This is a genomic window from Rathayibacter rubneri (assembly GCF_023743255.1).
Taxonomy (GTDB): Bacteria; Actinomycetota; Actinomycetes; order Actinomycetales; family Microbacteriaceae; genus Rathayibacter; species Rathayibacter rubneri.
In genome coordinates this window covers 1-16,179 of the sequence record NZ_JAMRYM010000083.1, presented here as the reverse complement: position 1 = coordinate 16,179, position 16,179 = coordinate 1, and the positions used below count along the sequence as shown (strand labels likewise).

The window sequence follows — 16,179 nt, the reverse complement described above, 5'->3', positions numbered from 1 at the left end:
GCTCTCGTGGGGCGACCTCGGGAGCGATCTGACCGGCTCGATCCGCATCCCGGCGGCCTGGAACGGGGTCTGCGGGCATCGGCCGAGCGCGGGGCTCGTGTCCAAGCGCGGTCACCTGCCCTGGCCGACGGCGACCCGCCTCGAGCCCACCGCCTCCGTCGCCGGACCGCTCGCGCGCTCGGCCGAGGACCTGTCCGCGCTCGTCGCGGTGCTCGCCGGCACGGTCGACTCCGGGCCCTGGCGACTCGACCTGCCGCGGCCGTCGTTCAGCGACGTCCGTGGACTGCGGGTGGGGCTCTGGCTGTCGGAGGAGTCCGCCCCGGTCGACGACGAGACCGCCGCGGCGCTCGACGACCTCGCTCGGCGGCTGAGCGGAGCGGGGGCGACTCTCGTCCCGATCACGGGCTCGGTCCTCGCCGCGGAGGAGGCGGAGCAGCTCTTCGACCGCCTGGTGCAGCACGAGACCGCCTTCGGAGTGCTGCTCGAGAGCGGCACGGGTCCCGAGCGCGAGCGCGCCCTCGACACGGTCGGCGACCCCACGGCGGGCGCCGCCGTCGCGCAGGCGTGGGCCGACTGGGACGCCCAGCTGCGACTCCGCGAGCGCTGGGAGCGGCAGCTCGACGGCGTCGACGTGGTCCTCGCCCCGACGGTGCCCTCCGCGGCGCCGCTCGCGCCGCTCGAGGCCGGATCCACCCGCCGGATCGGGCGCTGGAGCTGCCTGGCGAACCTCGCCGGCGGACCGTCGACGGTCGTCCCGATCGCTCTCGGCCGCGACTCCGGACTGCCGATCGCGGCGCAGCTGATCGGACGGCACGGCCACGACCTCACGACGCTCGCGGCGGCGCGGCTGCTCGCCGACGAGGGCCTGGTGCCGAGGACGCTGCGCGCCCCCGGCCTCAGCGGGTGAGGGCGCGCAGTGCCAGCTTCGCGTACAGGTCCTCGAGCAGCAGCCGCGTGTCCACCTGCGTGAACACGCGCAGGTCCGGCCCGCCGTCGCCCGCGCAGTACTGCCCGTCGGCGTCGATGCCCGGCCGCGCCACGAGGACGCTCCGGCTCGACGACGTGTCCGGCTCGAACGCCGACAGCAGAGCGGTGGCGAGCACGAGCGGGCTGTCGCCGAGCGCGTAGGTCTCGCCCAGGCTCATGCCGTGCCGCTCGGCCATGCGGGCCACGGAGTCGAGCGCGTCGAACAGGTGCCGGCCCAGCTCGCCGGCGCCGCCCATCCGCACCTGCAGCTCGGCGACGGAGGCGAGCACGGTGCGGTACGCGTCGCGCGGGAACTGCTGCACGGGCACGGCCGAGGCCAGCACCTCGGCGGCGGCGGGCACGTCGATCAGGAGGTTGTACTCGATCGGCATCGCGCCGGGCGGCGGGGAGGCGAGGCCCGGGTGCTCGGGTCCGCCGATCCAGACGAGGGTCATCCGCGCGGCGATCGCCGGCTCGAGGCGCAGCGCGGCGGCGATCTCGGTGAGCCCCGCCCCGGCGCAGACGTACAGCGGGCGCGGGTCGTCCCGCAGCGCCTCGGCCACCAGGGCGCGTGCGGCGGGGGAGGGCGTCGGGTCCGCCGCGAGCGCGACGGGCGATCCCGCGATCACCGGCACGTCGGAGCGGCCGCACAGCTCGAGCACCCGGCGCGCCGCATCGGCCGCGTTCTCGGAGGTGCGATCGGAGGGGTCGAACGGGTCGCCCGGCCGCAGGTGAGAGCCGATCACGAGCGCGAGCTCGACCGAGGGCGAGAGCGCGTGCTGCGCGAGCTGCACCAGTCCGTCGGGATCACCGGAGTAGTCGTTGTCCGAGACGACGCGGACGCGGGCGCTCATGCGGGGACCCCCGGAACGGAAGCGGGGGCATCGGCGATGTCAGCGACCTCGGCGACCCCCGCGACCTTCGTCAATCGGATCGCCACGTACTGCCGGCCCGGCAGCTCCACGCGGAAGGACCCGGAGAAGACCCCCGGCACGCGGTCCACCGTCATGCGCCAGGTGTCGATCACATCGACGATCCAGCGGTCGGCGGGATCGCGCACGATCGTGCGGAACCGCGGCCGGTTGAAGCCGAAGTAGACGAGCTGCACCCCTCCGGAGGCGCCCCACGGCGCGTCCCACTCGGACGCCATCGGGTCGATGCGGCCGTCGGGCATCTCGGCGGTGATGCGGCGGAGGAACGCGATCCGCTCGGGACTGTCGCCGACGAGTTCGCCGCCCTTGGACCACCACAGCTCCTCGCGGTCGTTCAGGTAGGTCTCGCCGTGGCCGACGTACCCGCCGCGCACCGCTCCCTCCCAGAACCGCCGGGTCATCTCCTCGCCGGTGATGTTGCCCCAGCCCTGATCGATGTCGCCCTCGTAGGCGCACTCGTCGATCACGACGGGCTTGCCCCACTCCTCGCGCCACGCGTCGGTGTTCTCGGCGGTGCGGTACACGTCGATCCGCTGCACGCTCGCGTGGGTGATCCAGGGGCGCGTGTAGTCGTAGAAGCCGAAGCAGTTGTGGATCGAGAGCAGGTGACCCACGGGGTCCTCGTCGACCACGATCGCCGCGAGCCGCTCCCAGTCCTCGACGCTCTTGGACCACAGCAGGTCGTACTCGTTCGCGAGCGACCACCAGACGTTCGGCAGGGCCGCGAGCCGGCGCACCACGTACCGCGTGACGAGGTCGTCGGCCGCGCGTCCGAGGTCCGAGAAGCCCCAGCGGTCGTAGGCGTGGAAGAGGATCACGTCGGCCTGGATCCCCAGCCCGTCGAGGTCGGCGACGCGCTCCTCGAGGTGGCGGAAGAACTCCGGCTCGGGCCGCTCGACGTCCCACCCGCCGTCGGCGTCGCGCTCGAACGGGTACCGCTCGGGCTCGTTCGTGTTGTACAGGTACGCCTTCGGGAACACGCACATCCGCACCTTGGTGAAGGGGCCGTCGGCGAGCGTCGCGAGGGTCGCCTCCTCGAGCTCGGCGCTCTGGTGGGTCCAGGCGTAGGCGGTCGTGCCGAGCGGGACGTGGCGGACGCCGTCCGCGTGCGCGAAGTGGAAGGCGTCGGCGACGCGGACGGGCCCGTGCGCGTCCGGCAGCGCCGGCCCCACCTCGACGGCGCCGACCAGACCGTCGAGCGAGCGGGCGGTGGAGGAGGTGCGGAAGGACCACGTGCCCGCGGCGCCCGGGAGGAAGCGGGCGCGGTACACGCCGTCGCCGTCGTAGAAGCCGCCGACCCGGACGACCGAGGCTCCGTCGCCGACCCGGAACTCGACCGAGAACTCGACGTCGACGAACGGGTTCCCGTGCGACGGGCCGTCGACGACGATCTCGCAGGGCGCGTGCACCGACCCGGCCGCGGGCGGTCGCAGCGCGGCGGATCCGCGCGGGGTCGACTCCGGTTCGTAGTCGTCGCGGGGCGCCGCGATCACGCGCTCGGGTCGGGGCGGTGCGAGCGCGGAGTCGTCGACCTCGGCGAGAGCCGACCAGAAGGCCTCGGCGCGCACCTCGTCGCCGCCGAGCAGCGGATCCAGCCCCACCACCAGGCCCAGCGGAGCCGAGCGCAGCTGCACGAGCAGCGGCGAGTTCACGACGCCGGGCGCGTGGCGGCGGACGAGAGCGGCGGCCTCCGGGGTGTCCAGGACGCTCGCCAGAGTCGAGTCGCGGGTGAAGGCCATCTCACACCTCCACGGTGATCAGCGTCTGCACGGTCCGGCGGAACTCGGCCTGCATGTCGAGGGAGTCGCGCTGCAGCAGCCACTGCACCTGGAGTCCGTCCATGGTCGCGACGACGCGGATCGCGGCGCTGCGGGGGTCCACTCCCGGCGCGAGCTGGCCCCGGGTGAGCATGTCGCCGAACGCGTCGGTGAACAGGTCGATGACGAAGCGGTAGCGCTTCGCGAAGTACTCGTGCGCGGGGTGGTCGGCGTGCGTCGCCTCGGCCGAGAGGACGCACTGCAGCTCGACGAGCCCGGGGATGCGGGTGTTGTAGGCGACGAGGTCGACGAGCGCGCGGACGGTCTGGATGCCGGGCACCGATCCGCCGCTGGGCACCCGGGTGATCGAGTGGTCGTCGCGGAGGGTGAGGACCGCCGAGAGCAGCTCCCACTTGTTGGCGAAGTGGTGCAGCACGCCGGCCTGGCTGAGACCGACCTTCTCGGCGATCTCGCGGAGGGACGCGGCGTGGTAGCCGCTCGCGGAGAAGACCTCCAGACCCGCGGCGACGATCTCGGCCCGGCGCGCGGCGGTCTTCGCGTACTGCCCGCGCGGTCGGCGCGGTGGCGAGGTGGGGAGTGCCATGGGGTTCCTCCTGGCGCGTCGTTGCGAGGGGTGAGGGCGAGGGGCGAGAGCGAGGGCGGGAGCGAGAGGTGCGGTGCTGGACGCCGGTCGGCGGGGAGCGTCGACCACGGCCCCCGGTGTGAGAAACCTAGCCCGTCGAGGTTTCCGCGTCAAAAACCTCGCTCGACAAGATTTTCGCACCGGGGCCGAGACGACGCGGATCCGCCGGTGGTCGGATCGCTTGTCGCGCCGACGAGATCACGAAAACCTAACGCCGAGAAGTTTTTTCCACCAAAACCTAGGGGTCGTCTGTTTTTCGTGTTAGCTTCCTCGGCACCGGCTCATGGACGTGCCGGGAGAACCGGGAGACCAAAGATGTTCCGATGGAAGAGGCTGGCGGCCGCTGCGATCGCCGTCACGACGATGGTCGGTCTGACCAGCTGCGCTGCCGATGCAGGAGGAGGCTCCTCCGGTGGCTCGGGCGACACGCTCACCCTCGGCGCCATCCAGACCCTGTCGACGTTCGCCGCGGCGGACTCCTACTGGGCGAACGAGTCGCCCTACATGCAGGCCGTGTACGACACGGTGCTGCGCGCTGACCCCGACGGCACGATCGTCGAGGGGCTCGCCACCGAGTGGACCTGGAACGAGGACAACACGGTCCTCACGCTGACGATCCGCGACGGAGTCACGTTCAGCGACGGCACGCCGCTGGACGCCGAGGCGGTCGCCGCGAACCTGATCCGCTTCCGCGACGGCAACTCCCCCGACACCAACAAGATGGCCGACCTCGCCGACGCCGTCGCGACCGACGCCTCCACCGTCACCGTCACGCTGAAGCAGGCGAACCCCACGTTCCTCTTCTACCTGACGCAGAACGCCGGCCTCGTCGAGGCGCCCTCCGCGTTCGACTCGGCCGACATCCAGACCACCCCGGTCGGCTCCGGCCCCTACGAGCTCGACGCGTCCAAGACCGTCATCGGCACCTCCTACGCCTTCACGGCCCGCGAGGACTACTGGGACGAGGAGTCCGTCCACTACGACGACCTCGTCATCAACGTCTACAGCGACTCCACCGCTCTGGTGAACGCCATCAAGGGCGGCCAGGTGAACGCGGCGAACACCGTCGACAACAACGACCTGAAGGAGATCGAGGCGTCCGGCTTCACCGTCAACGCGTTCGAGCTCAACTGGACCGGCCTCCTCCTCCTGGACCGCGACGGCACCCTCGCCCCCGCCCTCGGCGACGTCCGCGTCCGCCAGGCCATCAACCACGCCTTCGACAAGGAGGCGCTGCTCAAGGCGATCGGCCAGGGCTACGGCACGCCGACCACCCAGATCTTCCCGACCTCCTCCGAGGGCTACGACGAGTCGCTCGACGACGCCTACCCGTACGACCCCGAGAAGGCTAAGGACCTGCTCGCCGAGGCCGGCTACCCCGACGGCTTCACCCTCGAGATGCCCTCCTCCTCGCTCGTCGGCTCCGCGACCTTCACCCTCATCCAGCAGCAGCTGTCCGAGGTCGGCATCACCGTGAACTACACCGACGTGGGCAACAACTTCATCGCCGACGTGCTGGCGCCGAAGTACCCCGCCACCTGGCTGACGCTGCAGCAGGACCCCGACTGGGCGCTGCTCAACTTCGAGCTCACCCCGAACGCGATCTTCAACCCCTTCAAGAACGAGGACCCGGAGCTGCAGGCGCTCGTCGAGGCCGTGCGCACCGCCGACGAGGCCGGCTACGCCGACGCGGTGAAGGCCGTCAACGCCTACACGGTCGAGAACGCCTGGTTCGCCCCCTGGTACCGCCAGCAGTCGAGCTTCGTCACCGACGCGAACACGAAGGTCGAGACCCAGACGGGCAACGCCTACCCGTACCTCTGGAACATCACCCCGGCCTGATCGCCGCCGCGGGCCGGTCTCCGTCGAGGCCGGCCCGCCCCCTCTCCTTCTTCCCGCTCCGTCGGTCTCCGACCGGAAGGACCACTGATGACCAGGTTCATCCTGCGACGCGTCATCTCGGGGATCATCCTCGTGGTGCTGATCTCGATCGTCGCGTACGCCCTCCTCTACCTCGGCGGCGGCGACATCGCCCGCCGCATCCTCGGACAGAACGCGACCCCGGAGGCGGTGGCCCAGCGGGCCGCGCAGCTCGGCCTCGATCAGCCCATCTGGCTGCAGTACGCGTCCTGGCTCGGCCAGGCCGTCACCGGGAACCTCGGCAACTCGTGGTTCACCGGCCAGCCCGTCACCGCGGCCATCTCCACCCGCCTGACGGTCACGCTCTCGCTCGTCATCGGCGCCACCCTGATCTCCGCGGTCGTCGCCGTGGTGCTCGGGGTGTGGGCCGCGGTCCGCCGCGGCTGGGCCGACAAGCTCGTGCAGCTCGTCTCGATCCTCGGCTTCGCGATCCCCGGCTTCCTCATCGCCCTGGGCCTGGTGACCGTGTTCGCCATCAACCTGCGCTGGTTCAAGCCCACCGGGTACGTGAACTTCACCGACTCGCCGTCGGGCTGGATCGCCACGGTGACCCTCCCGATCCTCGCCCTCGCGATCGGAGGCATCGCCGGCGTCGCCCAGCAGGTGCGCGGCTCGGTCATCGACGCCCTCCGGCAGGACTACGTCCGCACGCTCCGCTCCCGAGGCATCCCCGCCTCCCGCGTCGTGTTCCAGCACGTGCTGCGCAACGCCGGCGGTCCGGCGCTGGCGGTCCTGGCCGTGCAGTTCATCGGCCTCCTCGGCGGCGCGGTGATCGTGGAGCAGATCTTCGCGATCCCGGGTCTCGGCCAGGTCGCGGTCACCGCGACCACCCAGGGCGACATCCCGCTCGTGATGGGCCTCGTGCTCGTCACCGCGATCATCGTCGTCATCGTCAACCTGCTCATCGACCTGGCCCAGGGCTGGCTCAACCCGAAGGTGCGCCTCTCATGACCGCGACCGCCCCGCTGCCCGATCCCGCCCTCACCGTCGGCGTGGAGGAGCGCGCCGCGCGCTCGCACCTCTTCCGCCGCCTCCTGAAGAACCCGGTCGGCCTCGCGTCGCTGGTGTTCCTGGCCCTCGTGGTGCTCTCGGCGCTGCTCGCTCCGCTGCTCGCCCCGGCCGACCCCAACCGCGCCTCGCTGCAGGACGTGCTCGCCGCTCCCGGCGGCGCGAACCCGCTCGGAGCCGACAGCGCCGGTCGCGACGTGCTCTCGCGGCTGCTGTTCGGCACGCAGTTCAGCCTCGCGGGCGCCGCGGTGGCCCTGCTCGTCGCGCTCGTCATCGGCGTCACGAGCGGTCTGCTGGCGGGCTACTTCGGCGGCTGGTTCGACTCCGTGTCGGCCTGGACCTCCGGACTGATCATGGCGCTGCCCGGCTTCGTCGTGCTGCTGGCGGCCCGCGCGGTCATCGGCCCGTCGATGTGGCTGTCGATGGCGATCTTCGGAGTCCTGATGTCGCCCGCGTTCCACCGGCTGGTCTACGCCTCCGTCACCGCGGTGCGCGGCGAGCTGTTCGTCGACGCTGCCCGCGTCTCCGGCCTCTCGAACGGCCGGATCATCGCCCGGCACATCCTCACGGTGGTCCGCGCGCCCGTCATCATCCAGGCGGCGCTCATCGCCGGCATCGCCATCGCGATCCAGGCCGGGCTCGAGTTCCTCGGTCTGGGCGACCTCTCGATCCCGACCTGGGGATCGATGCTCAACGACGGCTTCTCGAACATCTTCAACGCCCCCGTGCTGATGCTCTGGCCGAGCCTCGCGATCGCCCTCACCTCGATCGCGCTGACCCTGCTGGGCAACGCGATGCGCGACGAGCTCGAGCGCAGCGCCTCCGGCGGCACCCGCTCGAAGAAGCGCAAGGCCGCCTCGACGGCCGCGACCGTGCCGACGACCCTGTCGACCATCGGCATCCGCACGATGCTCGAGGAGGACGCGGCGACGCCGCAGACCGTCGTCCACGAGGAGCCCGCGGGATCGGTCCGTGCCGAGGAGGTCCTCCGCGTCACGAACCTGTCGGTCGGCTACGGCCAGGGCGACGGATCCGTGAAGACGGTCGTGCACGACGTCTCACTGTCGGTGCGCCGCGGCGAGATCCACGGCCTGATCGGCGAGTCCGGCTCGGGCAAGACGCAGACCGCCTGGTCGGTGCTGCGCCTGCTGCCCGAGGGCGGCCGCATCACGGGCGGCTCGATCGTCTTCGACGGATCCGACCTCGCTCACCTCTCCGAGAAGGAGATGACGAAGCTGCGCGGCAAGCGCATCGCGTACATCCCGCAGGAGCCGATGTCGAACCTCGACCCGTCCTTCACGATCGGCACGCAGCTCGTGCAGCCGATCCGGCTCTGCCTCGGCCTCTCGAAGGCGGCGGCCACGGAGCGGGCGCTCGCGCTGCTCGCCCGCGTCGGCATCCCGGACCCGAAGCGCACGTTCGACGCCTACCCGCACGAGGTCTCGGGCGGCATGGCGCAGCGCGTGCTCATCGCCGGCGCCGTCTCGTGCGACCCCGACCTGCTGATCGCCGACGAGCCCACCACCGCGCTCGACGTGACGGTGCAGGCCGAGGTGCTCGACCTGCTCCGCGAGCTGCAGTCCGAGCTCGACATGGGCATGATCCTCGTCACGCACAACTTCGGCGTCGTCGCCGACCTGTGCGACCGCGTCTCGGTCATGCGCGACGGCCGGATCGTGGAGACCGGGCCCGTCCGCTCGATCTTCGCCGACCCCCGCCACCCGTACACCCGCGCCCTGTTCGACGCGATCCTCGAGGAGGGGCCCGCCCGCGGACCGCTCGTCACCACCGCAGCCGTCACCGCCGCAGCCACCACCACCGCAGCCACCGCCGCCGCAGCATCACCGAAGGAGGACGGGCGATGAGCGATCTGCTCCTGGACGTCAAGGACGTCGTCGTCGAGTACCCCGGCAAGGGCTTCCGCGCCCAGCCGTTCCGGGCGCTGAAGGGCGTCTCGCTCGACATCCGCCCCGGCGAGACCGTGGGACTGGTCGGCGAGTCCGGCTCGGGCAAGACGACCCTCGGCCGCGCGGTGCTCGGGCTCGCCCCGGTGACCGGCGGCGAGATCCTCTACAACGGCCGCGACATCGCGCACCTGGACCGCCGGCAGCGCCGTGCGCTCTCGTCCGAGATCCAGGTCGTGTTCCAGGATCCGTACACCTCGCTCAACCCGTCGCTGACGATCGAGCAGATCCTGGTCGAGCCGCTGACGGTGCGCAAGGTCGACGCGAAGGTCGCGTCGAAGCGGGTGCGCGAGCTGCTCGATCAGGTCGGGCTCCCGCAGTCGGCCGCCGATCGGCTCCCGCGCGAGTTCTCGGGCGGGCAGCGGCAGCGGATCGCGATCGCCCGGGCGCTCGCCCTCGAGCCGCGGCTCATCGTCTGCGACGAGCCCGTCTCGGCGCTGGACCTCTCCACTCAGGCCCGTGTCCTCGATCTCTTCACCGAGATCCAGGAGCGCACCGGAGTCGCGTACCTCTTCGTCTCGCACGACCTGGCCGTCGTGCGGCACCTCTCGCACCGCGTCGCCGTGATGTACCACGGCGAGATCGTGGAGTGGGGCGACGGCGACCAGGTCACCGCGCGCCCCGCGCATCTCTACACGCAGCGCCTGTTCCTCGCGGCGCCCGTGGCCGACCCGGTGCGGCAGGAGGAGCGGCGCGAGCAGCGCCGTGCTCTGCTGACGGCGCAGCGCTGAGGGCTGCCGACAGCACGCCCGGGGCCCTCCTGCCAGCACAGTCCTGAGTGCTGCCGACCGCGCGGCTCGGGCACTTCAAAACCAACCAATGCTAGGTTTCGAGTGACGACGCCGTCGCCGAGCCCGTTCGACGAAGAGAGACTCCTGTGACCGACACCACCACCGCCTCCCTCCTCTCCGCGGAGGGCCCCGACGCCGATGCCCGCCTCACCGAGCTGATCGGCCGCCTCGACCTCGAGGAGAAGGTGCAGCTGCTCACCGGCCGCGACTTCTGGACCACCTGGCCGATCGAGCGGATCGGGCTGCGCCGCATGCTCGTCTCGGACGGCCCGTCGGGCGTCCGCGGCGAGGTGTGGGACGAGCGCTCGCCCTCGCTCAACCTGCCCTCGGCGACCGCGCTGTCCTCCTCCTGGGACCGGTCGATCGCGAAGCGCTACGGAGCCGCCGCCGCGGTCGAGGCGCGCCGCAAGGACGTCGACGTCGTGCTCGGCCCGACCATCAACCTGCACCGCTCGCCGCTGGGCGGCCGCCACTTCGAGGGCTTCAGCGAGGACCCGGTGCTCACCGCCGACCTGGCCGCGGCCTATGTGAGCGGCGTGCAGGAGAACGGCGTCGGAGCGACTCCGAAGCACTACATCGCCAACGACTCCGAGACCGACCGCTTCACCGTCGACGTGCGCGTGGGCGACCGCGCGCTGCGCGAGCTCTACCTCCTGGCCTTCGAGCGCGCGATCGTCGAGACGCGCGCCTGGCTCGTGATGAGCTCCTACAACTCGATCAACGGCACGACCGCGACCGAGAACGACCTCCTCGAGACCCCGCTGAACAGCGAGTGGGGCTTCGACGGAGTGGTCATCAGCGACTGGACCGCGGTGCGCTCGGTCGAGAGCGCCCGCGCGGCGCAGGACCTCGTGATGCCCGGCCCGGACGGCCCGTGGGGCGCCGCGCTCGTCGCCGCCGTCCGCGACGGCTCGATCGAGGAGTCGGTGATCGACCGCAAGGTGCGCCGGATCCTCCGCCTGGCCGCCCGCGTCGGAGCGCTCGAGGGCTTCGCGCCCGCCGTCTCCGAGCCGGTCCTCGTCGAGGACGGCCGCGCCTTCGCCCGCGAGGCCGCCGCCGCGGGCAGCGTGCTGCTGCGCAACACCGGCGAGCTGCCCTGGGACGCCTCCGCCCTCTCCTCCGTCGCCGTCATCGGCCACAACGCCCGCGACGCCCGCACCCAGGGCGGCGGATCGGCGACGGTCCTGCCCGAGAAGGTCGTGACTCCGCTCGACGGGATCCGCGCGGCGCTGCCCGGCGCGCGCGTCGACTACGCCCTCGGCGCGATCGTGCAGGACGGAGTCGCGCCGCTCGCGCTCGAGACCATCACGAACCCGGTCACGGGGGAGCCCGGCCAGCGGGTGCGCTTCCTCGACGCGGAGGGCACCGAGCTGTTCGTCGAGGACCGCCGCGCCACCGCGCTCGTCTGGTTCGGCGGCACCGCGCCGATCGCCGCGTCCGCTCGCGTCGAGTTCTCCACGGTGCTGACCCCCGAGGCCGACGCGACCGTGCGCCTGGGCTTCGCGGTCGTGGGCACCGCGCGCATCTTCGTCGACGGGGACCTGTTCCTCGAGGAGACCCTCGCCCCGGTCGGCGCCGATCTCGGAGCCGCGCTCCTGGCGCCGCCGTCGGTCTCGGGCCCGCTGCAGGTCACCGCCGGCACGCCCGTCGACATCCGCATCGAGTACGACATCGAGCACACCGACGGCGAGCTCGAGGGAGCCCTCGGCTTCACCTACGGCATCGAGCCCGAGGACACGCCGGCCGAGCAGCTCATCGAGGAGGCGGTGGCGCTCGCCCGCGACGCCGACGTCGCGCTCGTGGTCGTCGGCACCAACTCCGCCGTCGAGTCGGAGGGCTACGACCGCAGCTCGCTCGACCTCCCCGGGCAGCAGGACGCCCTGGTGCGCGCCGTCGCCGCGGCGAACCCGCGCACCGTCGTGGTCGTCAACTCCGGATCCCCGGTGCTGCTGCCCTGGCGCGACGAGGTCGCCGCCGTGCTCGTCGGCTACTTCGGCGGGCAGGAGATGGGCGACGCGGTCGCCGACGTCCTGCTCGGCGCCGTCGAGCCGGGCGGCCGCCTCCCCACGACGTGGCCGGCCGCGATCGAGGACGTCCCCGTGCTCTCGACGCTGCCCACCGACGGCGAGCTGCACTACGACGAGGGCATCCACATCGGCTACCGCGCGTGGCTGCGGAGCGAGGTCGAGCCGGCCTACGGCTTCGGCCACGGGCTCGGCTACACGTCGTTCGACCTCGTGTCGCTGGCCCCCGTCGAGCCCGTCCGGGCCGGCGAGGACGCGGTGCTGCTGGTCGACGTCGTCAACACCGGCGACCGCGCGGGCAAGGTGGTGCTGCAGGCGTACGCCGAGCGCCGCGACTCCGCCGTCGATCGCCCGGTGCGCTGGCTGGTCGGCTTCGAGAGCGCGAGCATCGAGGCGGGAGCCGCCGCGCAGATCGCCGTGACCGTGCCCACGCGACTGCTCGCGACGTGGAACGACGGCTGGGACTACGAGGCCGGAGCCTTCACGATCCGCGTCGGCACCTCGCTCGAGGACGTCCCGCTGGCGACGGAGCTCGAGCTGCTGGTCTGAAGCTGGGAGCGGGGTCCCGAACGGGTTTCTATCACGTTCGGGGCATCTCGCAACCCGGTGCGCTCCCAGGCGGCTCGCGCTTAACGTCGAGGAAGACGGCCGCAAGAGCGGACCGCCGCACACCGAGTGACAGAGCAAGGAGCACCACCGTGCCGCAGATCATCGAGACCGTCGACGTCAACGTCCCCGTGTCCGTCGCCTACAACCAGTGGACCCAGTTCGAGGAGTTCCCGAAGTTCCTCGACGAGGTCGAGTCGATCCAGCAGGTCACCGACGTCCTCACCGTCTGGAAGGTGAAGGTCGGACCGGTCGAGCGCGAGTTCGAGGCCAACATCACCGAGCAGCACCCCGACGAGCGCGTCGCGTGGAACAGCACCGGAGGCGAGACCGACCACGCCGGTGTCGTCACCTTCCACAAGCTCTCGGACTCCGAGACCCGCGTCACCGTGCAGCTCGACTGGGAGCCCAAGGGCTTCCTCGAGTCGATCGGCTCGCTCGTCGGCGCCGGCAGCCACGCCGTCAAGAAGGACCTGAAGAACTTCAAGGAGTACATCGAGTCCAAGGGCACCCCGGACGGCGCCTGGCGCGGCGACGTCGAGGCCTGAGGCTCCGATGTCCGACACCACCGGCTCCCTGAACGACTCCGAGGGTGAGAAGAAGGACGGCGGCCTCGGCGACGACGGCACCATCCCCGACTCCGAGAGCGGCCTGGCCGTCGGAGTGACCGGCGACTCCCACTTCAATCCCGAAGAGGACGCCCCCGCCGACGACGAGTCCTGAGGCTCGGGTCCTGAGGCTCGGGTCCATCCCCGCGAGATGCCACTCGTGCACGCGCCTGACGGCGTCCGCGAGTGGCATCTCGCGTTTCCGCGGTCGGGGCGCCGGGGCCCACTGAGCGCTCAGCGCCAGGCGCGCGCGTACTGCGGCGGCACGACGGCGTCCAGGTCGGCGCCCAGCTCCTGCGCCATGCGCGAGGCGGCGTGCGGGTCGCGCAGCAGTTCCCGCGCGAGCAGCACGACATCGGCCTCGCCCGCGGCGAGCACCCCCTCCGCCTGCTCGGACGTCGTGATCAGGCCCACCGCTCCCACCGGCGCCCCGGTCGCCCGGCGCACCGCGGCCGCGAACGGCACCTGGTAGAGCGGGGCGACCGGGATGTCCGTCCCGCGGACCAGGCCGCCGGTGGAGACGTCGAAGAGGTCGGCGCCCGCCTCCCGCGCCCAGCCGGCGACGGCCACCGTCTCGTCGAGGTCCCAGCCGCCCTCCGCCCAGTCGGTCGCCGAGAAGCGGACCAGCAGCGGCAGCTCGCCGATCTCGGCGCGCACGTCGCGCACGACCTCGAGCAGGAGCCGCGCGCGGTTCTCGAGGGAGCCGCCGTACGCGTCCTCGCGCCGGTTCGACAGCGGCGACAGGAACTGGTGCAGCAGGTAACCGTGGGCCGCGTGGATCTCGATCACGTCGAAGCCGGCCTCGACGGCGCGGCGGGCGGAGTCGCGGAACGCCCGCACGAGGCCGGGCAGCTCGTCCGCCGCGAGGGCGCGCGGGGCGGCGTAGCCCTCGAAGGCGACGGCCGACGGGGCGACCGTGTCCCAGCCGCCCTCCTCCGCCGGCACCGTCCCGCGCCCGCTCCACTCGCGGTACGTCGACGCCTTGCGCCCGGCGTGCGCGAGCTGCACGCCGGCGAGGGCGCCCTGCTCGTGCACGAAGTCGATGATCGGCGCCCAGGCGTCGCGCTGCTCGTCGTTCCAGAGGCCGGTGTCCCAGGGGCTGATCCGACCCTCCGGCACGACCCCCGTCGCCTCCGCGATCACCACGCCCACGCCGCCGCGGGCGATCGAGCCGAGGTGGACGAGGTGCCAGGTGGTGGGCGCCCCGTCGCGCGCCTCGACGGAGTACTGGCACATCGGAGCCGCCCAGAGGCGGTTGCGGGGGGGGCGGCTGCGGAGGGGGAGGGGCTGGAGGAGAGCGGGAGCGGTGGTCATCCAGGGGACAACCGCTCCCGGCCGCCGGTTATGCCCGGACCGTCGTGCCCGGCGGCGCGAGAGGTCAGCTCGGCCAGGTCGAGCCGGGCGCCTCCTGCCAGACGGTGCTCGGCGGGGTGAGCGCCGCGAGCTCCTCGAACAGCGAGTCCGGGATCTCGAGCGCGTCGTCGGCCACGAACTGATCTAGGTGCTCGGCGGTCGTGGCACCGACGACGGTGGTGGTGATCCGCTCGTCGCGGGTCGAGAACTGCAGGGCGGCGGCGCGGAGCGGCACCCCGGCACGGTCGCACGCCTCGCCCATCTCGGTGACCGCCTGCACGATCTCGGGGGGAGCCGGGCGGTAGGCGTACGTCTCGACCGGCCGGGGCCAGCGTGCGAGCGCCCCTCCTCCGTAGACCGCCGCGTTGACCACGACGACGCCCCGGTCGACCGAGACGTCGATGAGCTCGTCCGAGGAGCGGTCGACGAGCGTGCAGCGGTTGTGCGTGATCACCGCGTCGAAGAGCCCCGTCTCGACGTAGTGCTGCAGCATCGGCGCGGGTCCGCCCGAGATGCCGATCGAGAGCGCGACGCCCGCCTCCTTCATCGCGACGAGGGCGCGCACCGGGCCGTCCTCGGCGAACGCCTCCTCGTACGAGATCCGCTCGGGGTCGTGCAGGTAGAGCAGGGGGAGGACGTCCATGCCCAGGCGCTCGCGGCTCTCGTCGAGGCTGCGCCGCATCCGCTCGCCCGAGTAGCTGCCCGTCTCCGGATCGCGGTCGAGCTTCGTCACGACGGTGATGCCGTCCGGGACGCCGCCGCGGGCGCGCAGCGCCTCGCCGATCAGCCGCTCGCTGTGCCCCTGCGCGTACTCGTTCGAGGTGTCGATCACCGACACGGCGCGATCGGCGGAGGAGTCGAGCACCCGCTCCAGGGCCGGCACCGTCTCGAGGTCCCGCACGCGCTCGGGGTTCCAGGACGTGCCGAGCGTGAGCCGGGTGACGGAGGCGCCGGACGGGCCGAACGGGCGCAGGAGAGGGGAGTGGGAGGTCATGCCCCCAGCCTGTCAGTGGGTGGACTCAGTGCACCAGCGTGCTCAGTGCACCAGCGTGCTCAGCCAGACCACGACGAGGCCGAGCAGCATCGTGCAGAGGGTGCTCAGCACGCGGCGGCCGGGCGGGCTCCCGCGCCGGGCCGACGTGAGGTAGCCCAGCAGGGCCAGGATCGCGACTCCGGAGCCCAGCGCCAGGTAGTACGCGGTCCACTCCTCGACGAGTCCGAGCGGAGCGAGCGAGAGCAGCGCCGCGGGCACGACCATGGCCACGAGCATCCCGATGGAGTGCCGCGCCGTCGCGAGCGCCGCGTCGAGGATCGTGCGCGGGCCCGGCTCCGCCTCGGGCAGCCGGGCGAGCGTGCCTGCGTACAGGTGCGCGAGCCAGAAGACGCTCACCGAGCCCAGGAGGAACAGCAGCACCTCGAGGTCGGTGTCGTCGTCCCAGCCGACCGCGATCAGCGTGATCGCGAGGACCGTGCCGTAGATGGCGCCCTCGGTGCGGAGGATCGCGCTCACGGCTCCGACGGCGGCGAAGGGGGTGCGGGCGGTCGCGGCGCGCGACGCGGCAGCAGGGGTTCCGGCAACGGGGATCCCGGGGACTTCGGCATCGGGG

Annotated in this window: 14 protein-coding genes; 8 read left to right on the top strand and 6 right to left on the bottom strand. The window is 72.3% G+C overall.

The window, feature by feature from the left end:
• On the top strand, positions 1-907 hold a 907-nt coding region (locus tag NB037_RS15300), incomplete at its 5' end, for an amidase family protein (protein ID WP_251947145.1).
• On the opposite strand, the gene NB037_RS15295 is transcribed toward NB037_RS15300, so the two are convergent.
• The 3 genes from NB037_RS15295 to NB037_RS15285 are packed head-to-tail and all read right to left on the bottom strand — an operon-like array spanning position 897 to position 4,259.
• Positions 897-1,820 carry a nucleoside hydrolase gene (locus NB037_RS15295; RefSeq protein WP_251947143.1) on the bottom strand — a complete coding sequence of 308 codons (924 nt, stop codon included), beginning with the start codon at positions 1,818-1,820 and terminating at the stop codon, positions 897-899. The two genes, NB037_RS15300 and NB037_RS15295, sit on opposite strands and share 11 nt — an antisense overlap.
• Complete coding sequence (locus NB037_RS15290) at positions 1,817-3,637, bottom strand: DUF5605 domain-containing protein (RefSeq protein ID WP_251947141.1); 1,821 nt, start codon at positions 3,635-3,637, stop codon at positions 1,817-1,819. The genes NB037_RS15295 and NB037_RS15290 overlap by 4 nt, the downstream gene beginning before the upstream one ends.
• 1 nt (position 3,638) lies before the next feature.
• Positions 3,639-4,259, bottom strand: a complete 621-nt coding sequence (locus NB037_RS15285; protein WP_251947140.1) for a TetR/AcrR family transcriptional regulator — start codon at positions 4,257-4,259, stop codon at positions 3,639-3,641.
• 354 nt (positions 4,260-4,613) lie between these two features.
• On the opposite strand from NB037_RS15285, the gene NB037_RS15280 reads away from it, so the two are divergent.
• The 7 genes from NB037_RS15280 (at position 4,614) to NB037_RS15250 (ending at position 13,334) form a co-directional block, all read left to right on the top strand.
• Positions 4,614-6,140, top strand: a complete 1,527-nt coding sequence (locus NB037_RS15280; RefSeq protein ID WP_251947138.1) for an ABC transporter substrate-binding protein — start codon at positions 4,614-4,616, stop codon at positions 6,138-6,140.
• Between the two features lie 87 nt (positions 6,141-6,227).
• A complete protein-coding gene (locus tag NB037_RS15275; RefSeq protein WP_251947136.1) occupies positions 6,228-7,169 on the top strand; it encodes an ABC transporter permease in 942 nt (313 codons plus the stop codon).
• Positions 7,166-9,091, top strand: coding sequence for a dipeptide/oligopeptide/nickel ABC transporter permease/ATP-binding protein (locus NB037_RS15270; RefSeq protein ID WP_251947134.1), 1,926 nt, complete (start codon positions 7,166-7,168; stop codon positions 9,089-9,091). Before NB037_RS15275 ends, NB037_RS15270 begins: the two co-directional genes overlap by 4 nt.
• Positions 9,088-9,921, top strand: a complete 834-nt coding sequence (locus NB037_RS15265) for an ATP-binding cassette domain-containing protein (protein ID WP_251947132.1) — start codon at positions 9,088-9,090, stop codon at positions 9,919-9,921. Before NB037_RS15270 ends, NB037_RS15265 begins: the two co-directional genes overlap by 4 nt.
• A 146-nt stretch (positions 9,922-10,067) precedes the next feature.
• A complete protein-coding gene (locus NB037_RS15260; RefSeq protein WP_251947130.1) occupies positions 10,068-12,554 on the top strand; it encodes a glycoside hydrolase family 3 protein in 2,487 nt (828 codons plus the stop codon).
• Between the two features lie 149 nt (positions 12,555-12,703).
• Positions 12,704-13,159 (top strand): SRPBCC family protein, encoded by a 456-nt coding sequence (locus NB037_RS15255; protein ID WP_055790290.1) that lies wholly within the window; start codon positions 12,704-12,706, stop codon positions 13,157-13,159.
• Between the two features lie 7 nt (positions 13,160-13,166).
• Positions 13,167-13,334 (top strand): hypothetical protein, encoded by a 168-nt coding sequence (locus NB037_RS15250; protein ID WP_207407621.1) that lies wholly within the window; start codon positions 13,167-13,169, stop codon positions 13,332-13,334.
• Between the two features lie 119 nt (positions 13,335-13,453).
• Here the strand turns inward: NB037_RS15250 and NB037_RS15245 are convergent, their stop codons facing one another.
• The 3 genes from NB037_RS15245 to NB037_RS15235 all read right to left on the bottom strand — a co-directional run.
• Positions 13,454-14,533, bottom strand: coding sequence for an NADH:flavin oxidoreductase/NADH oxidase (locus tag NB037_RS15245; RefSeq protein WP_251947128.1), 1,080 nt, complete (start codon positions 14,531-14,533; stop codon positions 13,454-13,456).
• Positions 14,534-14,597: 64 nt separating this feature from the next.
• The gene (locus NB037_RS15240) at positions 14,598-15,566 is read right to left on the bottom strand and encodes an aldo/keto reductase (RefSeq protein ID WP_251947127.1); all 969 of its coding nucleotides are present in this window, start codon (positions 15,564-15,566) and stop codon (positions 14,598-14,600) included.
• 42 nt (positions 15,567-15,608) lie between these two features.
• On the bottom strand, positions 15,609-16,179 hold a 571-nt coding region (locus NB037_RS15235), incomplete at its 5' end, for a hypothetical protein (RefSeq protein ID WP_251947124.1).

Excerpts from the sequence above, each read along its gene's own strand:
- NB037_RS15240 (WP_251947127.1), bottom strand. The coding sequence starts at position 15,566 with ATGACCTCCCACTCCCCTCTCCTGCGCCCGTTCGGCCCGTCCGGCGCC.
- NB037_RS15280 (WP_251947138.1), top strand. The coding sequence starts at position 4,614 with ATGTTCCGATGGAAGAGGCTGGCGGCCGCTGCGATCGCCGTCACGACG.
- NB037_RS15290 (WP_251947141.1), bottom strand. The coding sequence starts at position 3,637 with ATGGCCTTCACCCGCGACTCGACTCTGGCGAGCGTCCTGGACACCCCG.
- NB037_RS15245 (WP_251947128.1), bottom strand. The coding sequence starts at position 14,533 with ATGACCACCGCTCCCGCTCTCCTCCAGCCCCTCCCCCTCCGCAGCCGC.
- NB037_RS15270 (WP_251947134.1), top strand. The coding sequence starts at position 7,166 with ATGACCGCGACCGCCCCGCTGCCCGATCCCGCCCTCACCGTCGGCGTG.
- NB037_RS15275 (WP_251947136.1), top strand. The coding sequence starts at position 6,228 with ATGACCAGGTTCATCCTGCGACGCGTCATCTCGGGGATCATCCTCGTG.
- NB037_RS15285 (WP_251947140.1), bottom strand. The coding sequence starts at position 4,259 with ATGGCACTCCCCACCTCGCCACCGCGCCGACCGCGCGGGCAGTACGCG.
- NB037_RS15250 (WP_207407621.1), top strand. The coding sequence starts at position 13,167 with ATGTCCGACACCACCGGCTCCCTGAACGACTCCGAGGGTGAGAAGAAG.
- NB037_RS15295 (WP_251947143.1), bottom strand. The coding sequence starts at position 1,820 with ATGAGCGCCCGCGTCCGCGTCGTCTCGGACAACGACTACTCCGGTGAT.
- NB037_RS15265 (WP_251947132.1), top strand. The coding sequence starts at position 9,088 with ATGAGCGATCTGCTCCTGGACGTCAAGGACGTCGTCGTCGAGTACCCC.